We start from the raw sequence: 17,387 nt of genomic DNA on the forward strand, positions 1-17,387 counted from the left end.
TTATGGGGAATAACCACACTACATAGGCTCTGCCTTGCCTAAAAACCAAACACACTGCTGCAAATTCAGCCACCAAAAATCAACACGCCCAAATACATTCAATATAAAATTAACTTTAGTATAGAAGACATTTATAATAACGCGATAAATAACAAGCAGTTTGAAGCTAAATTATTAATAAAAAATTCAAACTAAGCTTAAACTTGTAACCTTTCATACAAACCAGATGCTCTTGATACGCTTTTATTCATTGCTAGTTGCAGTACTTTTTTGTCTGCCACCAGCTCAAAGGTATTTTTAGCACGGGTTATTCCCGTATACACTAATTGCCTGTTAATACCCATGCGCGCTTGTTTTAGCGGTGGCAGTACCATAGCGGTGTAACTAAACTCTGAACCTTGTGATTTATGAATAGTCATTACGTATACTTTATCGTGTGCAGGGAGTCGTGCTGGCGAAAATGCTCGTTGATTACCTTGCTCGTCAATAAATATGGCTTTGAGCTGATTACTTTCATCGGGCATTAAAATACCAATATCGCCGTTAAATAACTTAAGCTGGTAATCGTTTTGGCTCACCATAATAGGCATGCCTGTATAATGATGAGTATTAGGGCTTACGGTAATTAAACCTTGCTGTTGCAATACGCGCTCTATTCGCTGATTTAAGCTATGCACGCCGTAATCGCCCTCTCGTACCGCAGCTAAAAGCTGATAACTAGCAAAAGCAGTATGCACCTGTGCAACATCTGCACCTTGGGCAATTAAGTTAAGGTATTTTGCATAATGACTTGCTGCACTTTTAACAAGCTTTTCAATTGGTTTTGCTACAAAGTCGTAATCTAAAATTACATCGTTAAAACGCCCTTCAGTACTTTCTTGCTCTACGTAATTTAAAATACCGGTGTTATTGGTATTTACCGCAAGTGCGAGTTGACCAATGCCGCTTTGTACATCAAATCGATAACTGTGCTGTAAAAAAGCAACGCAATCTGCGAGTTTAAATTCACTCGTACTTTGCGCTACGAGCTTAGGCTCATTATTAAAACATAAGCTATTTAGCTCATCACAACGTGCTTGCGAGTAGCGTGGCGTTTGCCCAAGTGTTAAACCTTGGCATAAATCACTCATCACGCTACCGGTATCTACCGAGGCAAGCTGATCTTTATCACCTAGGAGTATTAATCTCGCATGCGTAGGCAGTGCTTCTATTAATTTAGCCATCAGCGATAAATCGACCATACTGGCTTCGTCAATAATCAGCACATCTAAATGCAGCGGATTGCTTTTGTTATGTCTGAATTTATTAGTAAACGGTTTTACGCCCAATAAGCGATGAATAGTTTGAGCGCTTTGCGGTATCAGCGTTTTTATATCATCAGGAATCGTTGTGAGCTTATTTTTAGCGCCCAAAATAGACTCACTTAAACGTGCAGCGGCTTTACCTGTAGGGGCCACCAGCTTAATACTAAGTGGTGCGGTTTTATAAAGCGACTGTAAAATAGCCAGTAACTTAGTCACTGTGGTGGTTTTACCGGTACCTGGACCACCCGTGATCACGCTAAAGCCTTTGGTGGCGGCAATCGCACATGCCACTCTTTGCCAATCAGTTTCAATTGCAGAATCTGCAGGAAAATAGGTATTTAAAAGTTCAGCCAATACTTCGTTGTTAATATTGAGCTTTCGCTCGCTCATACTTAGTAATCTATCTGCGAGTGTTTGCTCATAACCGGCAAGCCGCGCAAAATAAAGTCGCTCGTTAAATAGTTGCAGTGGTTTATTTTCGCCTACGCTTTCATGGCTTTGTAAATAACTAAGCGCTGTGTGTACGTTAAAGTCATCACCAAACGGGCTTAGCGTATTGGGTACATTGCCATCGAGTTTATTAAAGTCACTATTGCGTAAGTTAAAAGGATTATTCCAATCAACCTCATTTAAAGTTAGGCAGCTATGCTGGCTTTGCTGCGATAAGCACAGTAATAAAATAATATAAAACAGTTCATTATGAGGTTGCTCAATGTCATTAGCACACAGTAATTCTGCGAGTTTAACATCAACTACACGTAGTCGATTTTGCGCTAATAAATACTCAAGTAACGGTACTTCGATAATCGTATTATTTAACACAATGTCCTCTAATGGGGCATCTTGTGCTACATTTTTTGAAGTAAGAGGCTCTGCTGCTTCATTATTAAGTGTCTCGTCTATATCGTCAAACAAGCCAGGTTGTTCATTTAAATCGCTCATAGCATGGCTCCTTGGCTAAATAAGCCATCTAAAATAATCACTTGTTCTTCAGTTAGCTTTTTAAAGTACACGCCTTGCCCTGCCGGCATCCCACGTAAAAAAGTATAATACACACCGCCTAAATGGGTTTCTACCGAGTAATCAGCTATACGTTGTTTTAATAAACGATGCAGCGCTACCGTGTAGATTAAATACTGTAAATGATACTGATGACTGCTCATCGCTTGCTCAAGCATGTCGCTCTCGTAATCAGCTGGCGTGCTACCTAAATAATTAGACTTATAATCTAAAATATAATATTTGCCTTGGTAGCAAAATATTAAATCGACAAAGCCTTTTAACAGGCCTTTTACTTGTGAAAATTCAAGCTTACTTTGCGTAAAGCCAAAATGTTTCACCAGCATTTCGTTTAGCTTAGGTGCACTTAAGCTCTCAAGGGGTAAATTAAACTCCATTTCGACTAGGCAATCATTGGGGGCAAGCACACCCAATGAAAGAAGGCTGTTTTTTAAAGAGCTGTTATCTAGGGGACACGCAAGAACATCAAGTACCCACTTTTCAGCCACTTCTCGCCATTGCTCACCTATGTGGTATTTTTCAAGGCTGCGCTTAACTACCTCAGATAAGTTTTGCTCGGTATTAGTTGGGTGAACTATTGGGCTAGTAAAATCTATTTGTTCAAATATTTCGTGTAAACAGCTACCCGGCTTTGCCCCTTTAGGAAAACTATAAGGTGATGGTAGTTCGTCCTCTTGCACTGCAAACTCGTCTTTTTCGTGATCTTCATCACTTCGCCCTGGGGCTAATTGGTCGCTGTGTTTTTTAAAGCTCAATGCACTAAAGCTAGTTGCTCGCCAGTTACGCTCAATATTTGCCGTTACTTTATTAACACTTAACGTTTGCTGCGCACTTTCACTGTTATTAAAACAAAGTGTTCCCTGCTCTAATAACGTTTGTGAGGTAAATTGCTGATAGCTCATCGCGCTGTTAGCGTCGCAAAACTCACTTAAATGCGTGCGCCATGTTTGGCTACTGGCAAGTTCAAGCCCTGCAAATAAAACATGTCCAAGTGCACTACTTTGCATTGCTAAACGGCTACTTTGCCCTTGCCCTATGTTATAAACACCCAGCGCACAAAAATGCACAGCGCGAGTAAGTGCTACATAAAGCAGGCGTAAATCTTCAGCTAGGCGCTCTTGTTCTGCTTTTTGAAGGGCATCTTCGTCTTTACTTAAATCGTAAACTAGCTTGCCATTATTATGATAAAGCGCTTCTTTTGTTTCGCGATAGCCACTGGCAAACGGCATAAATACCAAAGGGTATTCAAGCCCTTTTGAGGCATGCATAGTGACAATTTTAACTAAGTTGGCGTCACTTTCTAGGCGTACTTGTACTGTTTCACCGTCTTGTTGGCTTACCTTTTGTGCAAACCATCGCAGTAAGCGCAGCGTGCCTTCAAGCTCTATTTGTTTTTGCTGAAGTATTTCGCCCAAGTGCCTAAAGTCTGTCAGCCAACGCTCAACGTTATATCCTAACCCTTGCCATTTAGCACTAAGCTGGTTATGGCTCATTAAGCGCTCAAGCATTGCCATAGCGCCTTGCTTGTTCCAAATGTGGCTAAGTTGTGCAAAAAAGTTTAAGTAGTCTTGCCATTTATTTTCATCATCAGCGAGTGCGTATATTTCGTTATAACTTAAACAAAATAGCGGACCTGCTAAAACACCGCGAAGCAATGACTCGTCATATTGACCATGCAGCGCTGTTAAAAAGTTAAGTAGGTGATGGCTAAGCTCTTGGCTAAAAACGCTCTCGCGCGATAAATACACACTGGCTATTTTGGCATCACCTAGTGCTTTTTTCATTATTTGTGCTTCAACACGGTCGCGCACTAATATACAAATATCGGCAGCGCTAACAGGGTTACTGCCAATACACGCATCCCCTTGTTTTGCTTTTTCAAGCAGGGTCACTATTTTATTAGCAAAGTGAGTGGCTAAATGTGCTTGCCCTACACCTTTGTTGGTTGGTTTGTTTTTTTCATCGGCGGCTTCATCTACAAATACATTAAATTCGAATGCGGTCGCGGGTTTGCCATCAATTAAAAAAGAGTCATCCGCTGTTTTGCCTTTAGCAGCTACTGCGTTAAACGGTATGGCGTCGTTATAAATAAAGCTGTTAGCGTGTTTGCCAAATAAACTATTAACGCTATTTACTATATCGGTGCTTGAGCGAAAGTTAGTACCCAGCGTAAATTGCTGATCAGCCTGTACAGCTTCTTTTGCGCCAATATATGTAAAAATATCCGCGCCCCTAAAGCCATAAATAGCCTGCTTGGGGTCGCCTATCATGGCAAGCGTGGTATTTTGTTGCCCATAAATTTTACTAAAAATACCGTACTGAATCGGATCGGTATCTTGGAATTCATCAATCATGGCAACCGGAAATAACTGCGCAATTTTTTGCGCTAGTACGTCGCCTTGCTCGTTATTAAGCGCACTGTGTAAATTGGTCAATAAGTCATCTGGGGTGATCACGCTTTGCTCTTGCTTGCGCTTAACTATTGCGGCTTTTACCCAGCGTGCTGCATGTTGTACAACCGCTATTTTGAGCCCTTGGTTTATGGTGTTATTAAGTGCGGCAAGCTCGTCAAACTGACTCAGTAATGGATGCACAAATAATGGCTGATTTTTTTTATAATTACCTGCATCGCTTAGGTTTTCTGTACTCCACACTTCAAACGAATACTTGTTAGTGCCAAATTCAAAAAACAAATCGCCGCCTAAACAAAATGCCTCAAGCGCACTAAGGCTGCCTTTTCGTGCTGGCGTTTTAGACCCGCTTAAACCCGAGCCTTTAATAGCACCGATAAACTCTTGCTCTAACACCGCTTTTTTAAATGCAGGTACACGTGTTATGTACTCGTCACGGGCTTTCCACACATCATCTAATTTTATTTGTGGCGTAATGTGCGCATTAGCTTTATTTAAAATGCTCGCCACTTGAGCGAATAAAGCCTCTGGTGCGGCAAATACATCTAAAATAGCATCGGTGCGTTCTTTGTTAAGTGGGTATACAAACGCACGCCAAAAATCTTTAATGGTTTCAAGTAATATATCGCGCTCATCTAAAATAAATTCGAGATTAAACGCCACTCCCGACTCAAACGCATGTTGTTTTAGCATCCGCTGACAAAAGCCATGAATAGTAAAAATAGCGGCTTCGTCCATTGATTTAGCAGCTGCATCGAGCAAATCAAACGCGCGGTGCTTATCATCAATTTTGGCAATTACGCCTTCAATGAGTTCGTCGTTTGGGTCTTGCCCAAGCAATGCGTCGCGCGCAGCAATAATTCGGCTGCGTACGCGGTCTTTAATTTCTTGGGTGGCGGCGTCGGTAAAGGTTACAACCAAAATTTGCTCAACACTGAGCGGCGTACTTAACTTACCTTCTATTTGCATACCTAGTAAGTAACGTAAATACAGCCCCGTAATGGTATAAGTTTTACCAGTACCCGCACTGGCTTCTATTAAACTTTGACCAATGAGCGGCATAGTAAGAGGATTAAGCGCTTGCATGGTCACTCTCCTTTGCGTGTTCAAATAAAGGCGTGAGCAATTTATCACTCCATTTTATAAATTCTTCTTGGCAGTCGTTTAGCGATTGCACCGTTAAGCGAATATACGGGTTTTCGCCCTCGCCTCGCCCTATGTATTGCGGGCTAAATTTGCTCATTGCTTTTGTTATATCGCCGCGGCTTTTAACGTATTCATAACCACTTACCGGAAAAAACGGCACAGGCTCTGCGCGCAGCGCTTTGTATAACTCAAACCAATCGGCTAATAGTGCATCCGCATCGGCTTTGTTTATGGGCGCAAAGGTAATTTGCTTATCAAGCCCAAGTAGCAACGTTTCTACTTGTTGATCCATACTTTGCGCTGCGAGGTGATAAATAAAGCCTTTAATTAAATCTTTCGCTTTAATACTTGCACTGCGGTAAAACACTTGTTTTTGCAAATACACATGATTGAGCCAGCCCTCTATTTTGGTGCCTTCAATGGTAAGCAAAACTTCTATCGGCTCACTTTTTCCGCCTTTAATGTGCTCTTTGACTTGCCCTGCAAGCGCGTCAACTCGGTGCTCCATACTCTCAAATATGAGGCTGCCTACATTGGCTTGAGGTAACTCACCCCGCTGCAGTATTTGCTCGGTACTTAGGGGTTGCTCGTTTATATTGGCTTTAAGTATTTCATCAAGGTAAAAATAACGGCGCAGCGCATCTAGGCTAAAGGGTTCTTCGTCTTTTGCTACTTCGTTAAATTGTGGCAGGCGTAAGCCCAATGTTTGTTGATAAAAGCTCTCTTGTGCGCTGCACACACTTTTAATAAACACATCGAGATCTAGCTGCTCTGGCACAACAACATCAAGCGCAATAACCGGCTGTGGTTTAATTGACTCACTTGGCAGCCAAATTGGATTGTAACTGTGGTTACTCAGCACAGTATTGGCTTGCTCATCGGCTAAATAATAATGACTATTAAAGGGCTGTAAATGCTGCTGATTAATTAGACATGCGGGCAGTGTTTTTTCGCTTTTATCGCTTAATACAAAGCTACGCCCAATATATTCTAACAGCTCGCTTACAAGGGTTGATGGCATACGCGGTTGGTTATCAAAACACGAACGACCAATGTAACTCATGTATAAGTTGTCGCGGGCACTCAGTAGTGCTTCTAAAAATAAGTAGCGGTCATCTAATTTACGTGATCGGTCACCTTTTTGCTTTTTAGAATAAGGCACTAAGTCAAAACCAATGGGTTGTACGTTACGTGGGTAGTCGGCATCGTTTAAGCCCAGCATACACACCACTTTAAATGGCACGGCGCGCATGGGCATAAGCGTACAAAAGTTTACTTGGCCGACCAAAAATCGCTGCCCTACGCCTTTTTCTTGAATGCCTTGTTTAATTAAGTAACTAACAATACGCTGCGAAACCGCTTTACTGTAATCGCCGTTGTCGTGGTGTTTTTGTAACTCTTCGAGCACATTTTGCAGCACTAATAAATCCCAGCTGTCGTCGCTTTCACTTTCGTATATAGCGTTTAATAGCTCACTTAAAATATGCGCTTTATTAGTGAGCGTATCGTCGGGCGTTAGCTGCTCTTTAAAGCTTTGCAGTACATCAATAAAGTGCACGAGCTTATTGAGAGTATCAAGTGCCATGCCTTCTACTTCGTCAGCGCTATAAATGCCGTTAAACGGGCATTGCTCGTCGCGCATGGCAATGCCAAGCAATAAACGGTTGAGCCCATGTTGCCAGGTATTTAAGTCGATAGCGGGTAAATCAAAGCTGCTTTTATGCGCTGCGTTTATACCCCATTTCACGCCTACACGTTCAAGCCAGTATTGAATTTGCTCGTACTCGTGTGCTTCAAGCCCAAATTTTGCGGCTATTTGCGTCACTTGTAATAAATCGAGAATATCCGACACACCAAAGCGCGAAAACGGTAAGTTAGCTAAACTCGCAAATGAGCTAAGCACGGGCTTTTCTTGCTCTATGGCTAAATCGGCCAATGCGTAAGGAATAAAGCGGCTGCCTTGTGCTCCGCCAAATACGGCTTCAATGTAGGGGCTGTAAGTGCCTACATCGGGCATCATGACAATTATGTCTTTGGGGGTAAGCGTTGGGTTTTGATTAAATAAGTTAAGTAAGTAGTCGTGCAAGCGCTCAACTTCTCTGAGCGGTGTATGGCAATCGCTGAGCGTAATGCTGGTGTCGGTTGCGCTGATTGGTAATTTACCTTCGTCGTTTATAAACCACTCTTTGTTATCGGTCAGCGATTCACCTTTAAACGCAAGCTGATAAATCTCGCTTTGTACTTGCCCTAGTAAGGTGTCGTCAAACACATCAATAAAACCGTCAATCCAACGGGCATCTAACTGTACGAGTTGTTCAAAGTAGTCGCGGCCTAATTTACCCCACGACGATAACAACGGATTACCAATAAAGTAGTATTCTTCATCTGGATTGGTTTGTTTTTTTTGTTGTGCTTCCACCAGCGGCATTTTAGCGTATTTAGCGCTTATTTTAGCCGCTGTTTTTTCATCTATAATATCGCCCCAGTAATGCTCACTCGGGTTGAAAAAGAATAATATAACCTCGGTTTTTTTACTCAGTGCTTCAAATACGTCTAGCTGGGAGCTGGCAATCGCCGATATACCAAATAAGCTAATGCGTTGTGGCAGTAAGCTATTATCCATAGTTTCAAGTGCTGCAAGTAATTGCCCTTGCATGTTAGCGCGATGAAATTGGCTTTGCCCAAGTTCTTGGCTTAGCTTTACAATGCGTCGCCATAAATCAGGTTGCCATGGGGCAATGGCTACATCTACGTCATCAAGCTCATCTTTGCCGCTATCCCATGTGGCTATCCAATGCGGTCGGTACATTAAATATTGGTCGTACACATCGGCTATTTTTTCGCATAGCGCAAAGGTTTTTTGCCCGTCAATATCGCCCTCTAAATAGGTTTTTAGCGGCAAATATAGCGGCTCATCAATACAGGTTGGTAAAATTGTAAACAGTTTCCAAGCAAGGTTGGGCTTATTAAATGCTGACTCTTTAGGGACATTTGGCAGTAATTGCTGATACAACTGCCAAATAAAGCTCGACGGCAGCGGAAAATCTACCTGCGCTGCGACCCCTAAGTTTTCGCTCAAACCTATTTTTAACCACTGCGACATACCCGGCGATTGCACTAGCACCACTTCTTTGTCGAACGGGCTTTGCAATGGGTTTATTTTTAACAGCTGGTGGAACTGCGCTTGCAGGGCTTCCATGCGGTTTGATTGAATAATATTTAGCATATAACACTGACCTTGCTTGAGATAAAACCAGTGTAAGATATTTTCAATATTAGGGGTAGCGCAAACGGGTAATTGGCTTTAATAAATCAGAGAGTTAAGAACTAATTTACAGATTTTTATACGCACAGCATCTATTTTATATACTGTGCGTAGTAGTGAGTTTATTTATAAGGGCTAATACTTGATAAACTAAAGTCACTTTGCATTATTACTTGGCCATCAATGCCTTTTAATTTAAGTGAAATAGTGGGATCAGTTTGCTGCCAGTCTATGCTTAAATCACCGTAATTTACGTTATGAGTATAATTCCCTACTCGGTGCTTGTTAGGGCTTACGTCTTTCCATTTTTCAGTTAAGCCTGAGCTGGTCATCTCAATTAATGGGTAATCAAGGTTTTGCTGATACTTTGATATTTCACCCCAGTGCGTATCGCCGCTGATGATCACGACCCCATTTACCTTATGCTTTTTAATCAATGCAAATAAACGGTTTCTATCTTCAGGAAAGTTTGCCCATGACTCCCAACCTGTAAAATCGGGTAAAAGCTGTAAGCTTGAGGCAATCAATTTTATTGCAGCAGGCTTTTTAAGCTCTTGTTCAAGCCATTGCCACTGGGCTTCACCTAGCATTGATGCGCCCTTCACTTCACTGGGACTATACGGGCCTTGGTTATTAAGTTTGCGCTTAGTGTAGTATTCAAGCTCACCTACATGGTTTAGCGCATCACGATTCCAACGTAAATCAGGCATTATTACTTGTATGGTTTGCTCATTTTCACCATACATGTACGAGGTATAAATTCCATCAGGGCGAGTGCGACGCGCTGAGTTCGCAGGTTCATCCCAAAAATTAAGCATAATTTGGCGTGATTGCTCTTTATGCGGATACTCTTTACCGGCATCGTTTTGGCCATAATCGTGGTCATCCCATATAGCAATAATAGGCGTTTGCGCTTTTAACGTTTTAAAACCAGGCTTTGCCCCTAAACGTTGGTACTTATCGCCAAGTACATCCATATCGTTGGTATCGCCGTAAATATTGTCACCCAAAAATATAAACAAATCCCCTTGCTCTTTATTAATTGTATTAAATATGGGTATGTTTTTATCTTGATGCCCACACGAACCAAATAGGATTTTAGATGGCGCGGCAGTAATACTTGCGCTAATAACCGAACTCAACGCCAAGGCAGTTAGGGTTAATGGTTTTAATAGGTTCTTCATTTTAAAATCTCGCTAATAGCAGGCGCCATATTTGAATTTATTTCATTTGGATTCTGCCCAAGCGCCTTTAAAACGGTCGCCGCTATTTGCGCTTGTTTAAGCTCATTTTTAGTTTTAATTAAGCCACTACCTTTTATTGCGGGGCCAATGGCTGCAAGCCAAATATGTTCAGAGCCGACAATTCCTTCTGGGTAGGTATTTTCACCTAACTCTAGCTCAGCAAGTGCACGTTTAGAGCTGTGATGTTGCCAATCGTTGGCATTATTGCCACGGCCGTGATCAGTAGTAATTAGTGTGGTGTTATTTTTATAACCTGCTGTAGTTTGAATGGTTGCCCATAAGTCTTTATAAACGCGTCACTTTGCCTTGCCGATTTAAGGTATTGATCGTAATGTCCATCATGCGCAAAGTCATCGGTTTCGCCTAAACTTATCACTAACAACTTAGGCTTTTTAGCCAACATATACGCTTTAGCAAAGCGATATGTAAAACTGTCTAGTCGTACGTTATACCAAGGACTGGGGATTTCATTTTGTAACGCATTTAATAATGGCGCATCTGTGAATAAATTCTCTTCAATTGACATAAAACCTGCATTTACATACACGTTACTGCGCTTAGTATTTACAATGTATGGGAATACATCCCAACTACCAAATAAGGCTGTGCTACCTTTAAACTCAGGTAAATTATCTAAACGCTCTAAAATAGTTTTATTTGGGTTGAGCACTTTGTTATTACTATTTATATTTTCGTCAACTTCACCCGTGAGTATTTCGTTATAACCAGGGTATGAAAAATACCACGGGTTACTTACCGACATAGTAGAGCCGTTAGCTCTATCACCAATTATAATGCCTTTTTTAGCCACTACTTGCGTTAAAAAAGGCATTAGTAATTGCTGGCGCTCATTCGCTGTTTTTGCCCAAAACTGGGTCTTTAATTGCTCTGGCTTTTTAACAAAATCAGTATTATTCATTAAGCTATTATCAGCCCATTAAATACTTCTTGCCAGCGTACTCCATCAAGCGTTACCAGCACTACATTTTGCGCTGCTGTTGCAAAGTTACTCGCTAATACACTTAAGCTAAATAGTGTTACTTTTATAATTGTTTTCATCGCGTTTTGCGCCCTTTGATATAATAAAGCCCATCAATGATGGGCTTTATTTTAATTCAATTACTAAAACTTAATTAAAAGTCAGCGGTAAATGTAACTGCTGCGGTGCGTGGCGCGCCAATGTAATAAGTAGCGCCGTTACCAGTACCACCTGCTAAGTAGCTTTTGTCAGTAACGTTATAAACAACAAAGAATACGTCAATGGCTTTAAACGGACCTGCATCTACGTAAGTTGAATAACCTGCATTAAAATCAAGTACGGTGTAGCCGTCTACTTTATTACGCGTGCGAGTGTCTTCGTCTTGCCATGCACCTAAGCGCTCACCGGTGTATTTAGCCGATAAACCAACACGAAAGCCATCGCTAAAGTAATCGGTAGATACCACAAATAAATCTTCTGATGAATCTATTATACTGTCGCCTTTTCTAAAGCTCGGTGCTACCTCGTTACCACTTTCATCTCTTAATATTACCCCCTGTGAATCGTATGCATTTGGATCATCGGATGAATACTCAGAACTGCTATTAGTATACGACGAGTACACGCTCCAGCTTGGTGTTAACATATAGCTTGCTGCAAGCTCGAGCCCATTTGAGTCAATGCCTCCTACATTTACGTACGAGCCATTTGTACCAATCGTGTAATCAATCCCGTCTGTGCCGCTACCAGGGGCAATAAAGGTAATGCGGTTATCAAACTTAACACTGTAAGCCGTTGCTGTAAGGGTTAATCTGTCGGCTTGGTAACGTACACCAAAGTCGATGTTGTCGGCAGTTTCTGGCTCTATGTTTGTAAGTGTTGAGCTATCTCGCTCAAGTACACCGTCTTTTATTGCTGAAAAATTCTCGCTGTAGCTGGCAAATAATTCTGTACTGTTATTTAGCTGATACAATACACCACCGCTAAATAACACGTCTGAGTCGCTATCTACTTTATCTGAACTTTCGTTAGCAAAGTGGTCGTACTTTTGTAGTTCAACTAAATACTGTTTTGCACCAATATTTAATGTTAAGTCACCAAAATTAATCGAGTCTTGTAGGTACCATTTGAATGTATCGGTATCAAAAGTGTTTTTGTATTGTGTCCAGTAAGGCGTGCTATCAAAGTGATGATAAATACGCGCATCAATTACTTTGTGCCAATCACGCGATTCATCACGCTCGCTTTGCTCATACCAAAAGCCCGCTTCGATATCGTGATCACCAAATGTAGCTTGGTAATTTGCCGTTACACCTAAACGATCTTTGTTGTAATGCGTATGGCGGTAAGACATAACAGGCGTTGCTGTTGCATTGTAACACGCAGGATTTAAACCAGGACCCGACTCCCATGGCCAGCTCAAACTTTGCGTACAATCGGCATTGGGTGCAAGCGGGTTGCCTTCACTATCAGCAAAACCATAAGAGCCTGCATTAGTGCCACCCTCGGTTGTTGGGTTGCCAGTTTCATCAACCGGCGTTGTTAAATAAGGTGGGATCCAATCGCCGCGACCTGAATTTTTATGATAATAAGGGCTAACAGTTAATAATGAAGTTGGCGAAATAGCGTATTCAAATTTTAAATAGCCTAAGGTATTTTCACGAAGCGTTCCCCAACCTTCTGCAAACATTTGGTCAAAATGCGGAACTCCTATCCAATTCCATGTTAGCTGATCCCAATCGGGTGTTTGTTCAAACTGCTCAAGGCTTACGCTGTTATAGTTTGTCTCGCTTACATCATCGTAAGATAAACGACCAGTAAGTGTTAAATCGTCAAAATTAGATACAAACTTAAGCTCTGCGTGTTGGTTGTCTTTGCCCCCATTACTGCCTGAACCAATCCAGCGGCTTGTATCGGTTTGCGAGTAACTTACGTACGCTTGTGTGTTATTAAAAACAGTGCCTGTTTCGTGTTTAATATAATAACGCGTGGCATCGTGACTGCCTGAGGTATAAGCAAAGGTAGTGCCTTTTTCAAGGCTTGGGTCTTTACTTACAAAGTTAAATGTCCCGCCTAGTGCTTCAAGTGAAGCCGACTTAATATCAGACGTACCTTGACCTACTTCTACCGTTGCTAAATTTTCACTCTCCAAGTAACGGTTAGCTTTAGCACCACCGCCGTAATTAGAGCCACCATTGGGAATGCCATCAACGGTCATACCTAATTGTTGTTGGTTTCCATCAATACTAAAACCACGCATAGTGATTGTAGTAGACCAATCGTCGCCACCAAATGCATCACCTTCGTTTATGCTAATCCCTGGTAAGTTATCAATAACCGATAATATGCTCGATACCGAACTTTGCTGCTCAAGCATTGCAGGCTCAATAACATTGTTAGCGTAGCTCGTTGGTTTAGCTACAACGGTTACTTCTTCTATGGTGTTGTCGTTAGCATAAGTAGATGTTGATACCGCCATGGCAATAGCCATGCTCAATAGCGATTTGTTTTTTAAAGCGTACATTGTTGTCCCGTTTAGTTTTAATTATGAAATATGAAAACGAGCACAGTATGAATTTTAAATATGACAACGAGGATGAACTTTATTTACATAAAGGTTAAACAAATATGGAAGATTTATGGCGGGAATATGTACAAAAAAAGACACTCAAAGGTTTAGCTTAAGGTGCCTTAATAACTAAATATAATATTTAGCTGTTACTTCAATTCAGCTAGCATTTCATCGCTGTAAGGTACTAACTCTTCACCGTTTGCAATTTTGCTAATGTAATCTGGGTTTGCGATAAGTGGGCGACCAATAGCGATTAAATCAAACTTAGCATCGTTAATTGCCTCTTTTGCTGACTCAAAACTATAGCTGCCTACGCCTACTAATGTACCTTTGTAGCCTGCACGTAAAAATTCAGACGTCGTTTTACCTTCCAGCGAATCAAACGTTGTACTGTCGTCAAAAATACCGCCGTGTAAATATGCTAAATCTCTCTTCTCAAGCTCTGGTAATAAGTAATCAAATACCGTTTTATCACGGTTATCTTCGCTCATATTAAAATAAGCACCCGGTGTAACACGTAAAGCAGTACGCTCATTACCTACAGCAGCGATAACTGCATCGGTTACTTCTAGTGCAAAACGCGACATATTTTCAGGCGTTTGACCGTATTCGTCGCTGCGTGTATTTGCAGCGTAATGTAAAAACTGGTCAATCAAATACCCGTTAGCACCGTGAATTTCTACCCCGTCAAAACCCGCTTCAATCGCATTTTCTGCCGCTTTTGCGTAATCAGCTACTAGGCCCTTAATGTCATCTATAGTCGCTGCTTTTGGTGTGATATATGTAAGCTCACGCATACGAGGTACAGAGCCTTCAACGCCAATTGCTGATGGTGCCAGTACATCGCCATCAAAAAAGTGAGGATGTGCAACACGGCCAACATGCCAAAGCTGTGCAAACATTTTGCCGCCATTAGCGTGCACTGCGTCTGTTACTTTTTTCCAACCTTGAATTTGCTCACTGGTAAATAAACCTGGTGTATTTGGGTAACCTTGCGCGTCTGGACGAATAATAGTTCCTTCGCTAATAATTAAACCGGTTTCGGCACGGCGAGCATAATATTCAACCATATCTTGTGTTGGCACTAAGTTATCGTCAGCCATACAACGCGTTAATGGCGCCATAAGTACGCGGTTTTTAAGCTCAATCGTATTATTTAGTTTAAACGGAGCAAGTAAATCAGTAGTCATTTTTCAATCCTTCATTAAGTATATGCTTACTACAATGTGGCCTTTTTACAAACATTCAAGCTTATTTTGAATGATCGCTCAAATTAGTTGTGACTTATACTGCTCAATATACAAATTAGATCTGCATTGCTGAAATTAAATAGCAACTTTTCAACACTCTGTCATATAACTCGATATACTTGTGTGCATATAATTTAGATATAGTAATTAAGAGTGAGCTAATTATGACAACGCCAAATTTAAGCGAAGAACAAGCAGTAATTTTAGGGCTTGGAGCAAAAAAACGCCTAGCCTATATGTTCGAAACCGTACAACAATTTAAACAAGTATGGATTTTAAACGATGATGATGGCTGCGTTATGCTTGCCAACGAAGATGACGACTGTGTGCCAGTTTGGCCAACTCGCGAATTTGCAGAAGCATGGGCAACTGGCGAATGGGCTGGCTGCAGCGCTAAAGCAATTCCACTTGCTGACTGGTTTAGTCGCTGGACACCAGGCCTTGAAGAAGATGACTTACTTATTGCAGCCTTCCCTACAGAGGAAGACGACGGCACGATATTGTTTTCAGACGAGTTTGAAAAGCAATTAAAAGCACCAAAGAAAAAATATTAAGGTTCAAAGCCTAAATGCTCAGAGTTATTAATTTATAAACGCGGCACTTAATTTAGTGCCGCATTTTTATTGGCAATTTCTAAAATCCAAATAAGCCTGCGTAATAGCATCTGGACTTTCTACTTGCGGATAATGCTCAAGCTCTACAAACTCTTGTACGCGCGCATTCGGAATAAGCTTTTTATAATGTTCAATCATGTGCTTACCAGAGATGGGATCTTCTGCGCCTGCTATAAACGTAAGTGGTATATTGCTATTTATGATGGCACCAACCCAACGTTCTCGGTTTTGCTGCCTCTGCTTTATATAACTAATGAGTTTAGGCATAACGGCTAAACCATCTTTATAAATTAGCAACTCCCAAAGTGTGTCTACCACTTGTTTTGAAGGCGGTGTACTTTTACTAAAAATAGTCACTAAATTATTGGCAAATTTTTGTTTATTCATTAATTTTGGCACTATCCAACCTAGCTTTGAAAGTAAAAGCTTTTGTATAAATAATGGTTTATGCACCTCAGGAAATAACCCACCATTTAAAAAACACACGCTGTTTATTTTAAAGTCACTTTGGCTAACCACTTGCCTTGCTAATAACTCTTGAGCCACTGTATCGCCATAGTCATGAGCTAAAATATGTACGTCATTAATATTTAACGTTTTTAAAAATTGGGTATATAAGTCGGCTTGTTCGGTAATTTTATAAGTAGCGTTTATTGGTTTATCTGACAAACCAAAACCTAGCATATCGAGCGTAATTACAAAATAATGTTCACTAAGCGTTTGCCACATACCTTCCCAATCCCAGCTAGCACTTGGAAAGCCATGTATTAAAAGCAGCGCAGGCTTAGTTATATCACCAGCTATTTTTGTAAATATTTGATGGCCAGAAATATGAGTGAATTGGCCCTGCGATTGCCACTGTTGAAGAGAAAACATATATTAGCTTTATTTTTATTATCTATTTGTTAGTTTTATCATAGTGGTAATTAATAAAGGAAATAAAACCAATGTATAAATTTGCATTGGCTTATTAAACGTTATTTTAAAATTTAATAGTGTAATCTACATAAACTCGGTGGTCGGCTCTGTCGCCTTTAACACCATCAACGCTGCCTGATTTTTCGGTTGTATAATCTACAAATAACCAGCGCAAACTTAAGCCTTTTATTTTCTCAACTTTATAGCGCGTATCTACAGCCCAATATTTTTCATCAGCTGTGCCAGCTAACTTACCCAGCGCAGAGTTTTCAGCATCGCTACCGCTTGTGTAGTAAAACTTTGTTGTTAAACCTGGCGATACTGCTTTTAAATCAATGCCAAAACGTGCCTGCCACGTTGCCTCGTTTTGATTTGTTAAATCGGCACCAATCAATGAGCGAGTTGGAAATGGGTTTGTACCATGATCGCCACTAAAGTTATCTTCAATCCAAGCATCACTTATCTAAGTAAAGTTATGAGCAGCTGATTTCTTCTAAAAATCAATAAGCACAAAAACCAGCACCTTTTGCTACTACTTTTGTTGGTATCTATAAAGTGATGCAAAATTTATAAATTATTATATTTATATGCACTTTAATTTTATCTTGAGGCTTAAAATCAACTTTTTAGACTCCCCCTACTCTAAACCTCTATAAAATATATA

9 protein-coding genes and 1 pseudogene are annotated in these 17,387 nt (G+C 40.8%); 1 reads left to right on the forward strand and 9 read right to left on the reverse strand.

The genetic code is table 11. The features are described from left to right. Positions 1-197 precede the first annotated feature (197 nt). The 7 genes and pseudogenes from recD to GQR53_RS04975 all read right to left on the reverse strand — a co-directional run bounded on the left by recD (position 198) and on the right by GQR53_RS04975 (position 15,131). Complete coding sequence (gene recD / locus GQR53_RS04945) at positions 198-2,246, reverse strand: exodeoxyribonuclease V subunit alpha (RefSeq protein ID WP_165743046.1); 2,049 nt, start codon at positions 2,244-2,246, stop codon at positions 198-200. After that, positions 2,243-5,821, reverse strand: coding sequence for an exodeoxyribonuclease V subunit beta (gene recB / locus GQR53_RS04950; protein ID WP_165743047.1), 3,579 nt, complete (start codon positions 5,819-5,821; stop codon positions 2,243-2,245). Before recB ends, recD begins: the two co-directional genes overlap by 4 nt. Beyond that, the gene (recC, locus tag GQR53_RS04955) at positions 5,808-9,107 is read right to left on the reverse strand and encodes an exodeoxyribonuclease V subunit gamma (RefSeq protein ID WP_165743048.1); all 3,300 of its coding nucleotides are present in this window, start codon (positions 9,105-9,107) and stop codon (positions 5,808-5,810) included. The genes recB and recC overlap by 14 nt, the downstream gene beginning before the upstream one ends. A 161-nt stretch (positions 9,108-9,268) precedes the next feature. After that, on the reverse strand, positions 9,269-10,330 hold the full coding sequence (locus tag GQR53_RS04960; RefSeq protein WP_165743049.1) for an alkaline phosphatase D family protein: 1,062 nt from the start codon (positions 10,328-10,330) through the stop codon (positions 9,269-9,271). Next, positions 10,327-11,449: pseudogene (locus tag GQR53_RS04965) on the reverse strand (phosphoglyceromutase). Before GQR53_RS04965 ends, GQR53_RS04960 begins: the two are co-directional and overlap by 4 nt. A gap of 74 nt (positions 11,450-11,523) precedes the next feature. After that, the gene (locus GQR53_RS04970; RefSeq protein WP_165743050.1) at positions 11,524-13,893 is read right to left on the reverse strand and encodes a TonB-dependent receptor; all 2,370 of its coding nucleotides are present in this window, start codon (positions 13,891-13,893) and stop codon (positions 11,524-11,526) included. A gap of 194 nt (positions 13,894-14,087) precedes the next feature. After that, the gene (locus GQR53_RS04975; RefSeq protein ID WP_165743051.1) at positions 14,088-15,131 is read right to left on the reverse strand and encodes an alkene reductase; all 1,044 of its coding nucleotides are present in this window, start codon (positions 15,129-15,131) and stop codon (positions 14,088-14,090) included. A 224-nt stretch (positions 15,132-15,355) separates the two neighbouring features. Here GQR53_RS04975 and GQR53_RS04980 point away from each other — a divergent pair, with 224 nt between their 5' ends. Further along, complete coding sequence (locus GQR53_RS04980; protein WP_002962412.1) at positions 15,356-15,745, forward strand: DUF2750 domain-containing protein; 390 nt, start codon at positions 15,356-15,358, stop codon at positions 15,743-15,745. Positions 15,746-15,811: 66 nt separating this feature from the next. On the opposite strand, the gene GQR53_RS04985 is transcribed toward GQR53_RS04980, so the two are convergent. Both GQR53_RS04985 and GQR53_RS04990 read right to left on the reverse strand, forming a co-directional pair. Further along, positions 15,812-16,681, reverse strand: a complete 870-nt coding sequence (locus tag GQR53_RS04985; protein ID WP_165743052.1) for an alpha/beta hydrolase — start codon at positions 16,679-16,681, stop codon at positions 15,812-15,814. A 106-nt stretch (positions 16,682-16,787) separates the two neighbouring features. Continuing rightward, positions 16,788-17,186, reverse strand: a complete 399-nt coding sequence (locus GQR53_RS04990) for an OprD family outer membrane porin (RefSeq protein ID WP_346774386.1) — start codon at positions 17,184-17,186, stop codon at positions 16,788-16,790. Positions 17,187-17,387 lie beyond the last annotated feature (201 nt).

This window comes from Pseudoalteromonas sp. Z9A6 (assembly GCF_011378805.1).
GTDB lineage: Bacteria > Pseudomonadota > Gammaproteobacteria > Enterobacterales > Alteromonadaceae > Pseudoalteromonas > Pseudoalteromonas distincta.

Coding starts and splice junctions, on each gene's coding strand:
- recB (WP_165743047.1), bottom strand. CDS start 5,821: ATGCAAGCGCTTAATCCTCTTACTATGCCGCTCATTGGTCAAAGTTTA.
- GQR53_RS04975 (WP_165743051.1), bottom strand. CDS start 15,131: ATGACTACTGATTTACTTGCTCCGTTTAAACTAAATAATACGATTGAG.
- recD (WP_165743046.1), bottom strand. CDS start 2,246: ATGAGCGATTTAAATGAACAACCTGGCTTGTTTGACGATATAGACGAG.
- GQR53_RS04970 (WP_165743050.1), bottom strand. CDS start 13,893: ATGTACGCTTTAAAAAACAAATCGCTATTGAGCATGGCTATTGCCATG.
- recC (WP_165743048.1), bottom strand. CDS start 9,107: ATGCTAAATATTATTCAATCAAACCGCATGGAAGCCCTGCAAGCGCAG.
- GQR53_RS04985 (WP_165743052.1), bottom strand. CDS start 16,681: ATGTTTTCTCTTCAACAGTGGCAATCGCAGGGCCAATTCACTCATATT.
- GQR53_RS04980 (WP_002962412.1), top strand. CDS start 15,356: ATGACAACGCCAAATTTAAGCGAAGAACAAGCAGTAATTTTAGGGCTT.
- GQR53_RS04960 (WP_165743049.1), bottom strand. CDS start 10,330: ATGAAGAACCTATTAAAACCATTAACCCTAACTGCCTTGGCGTTGAGT.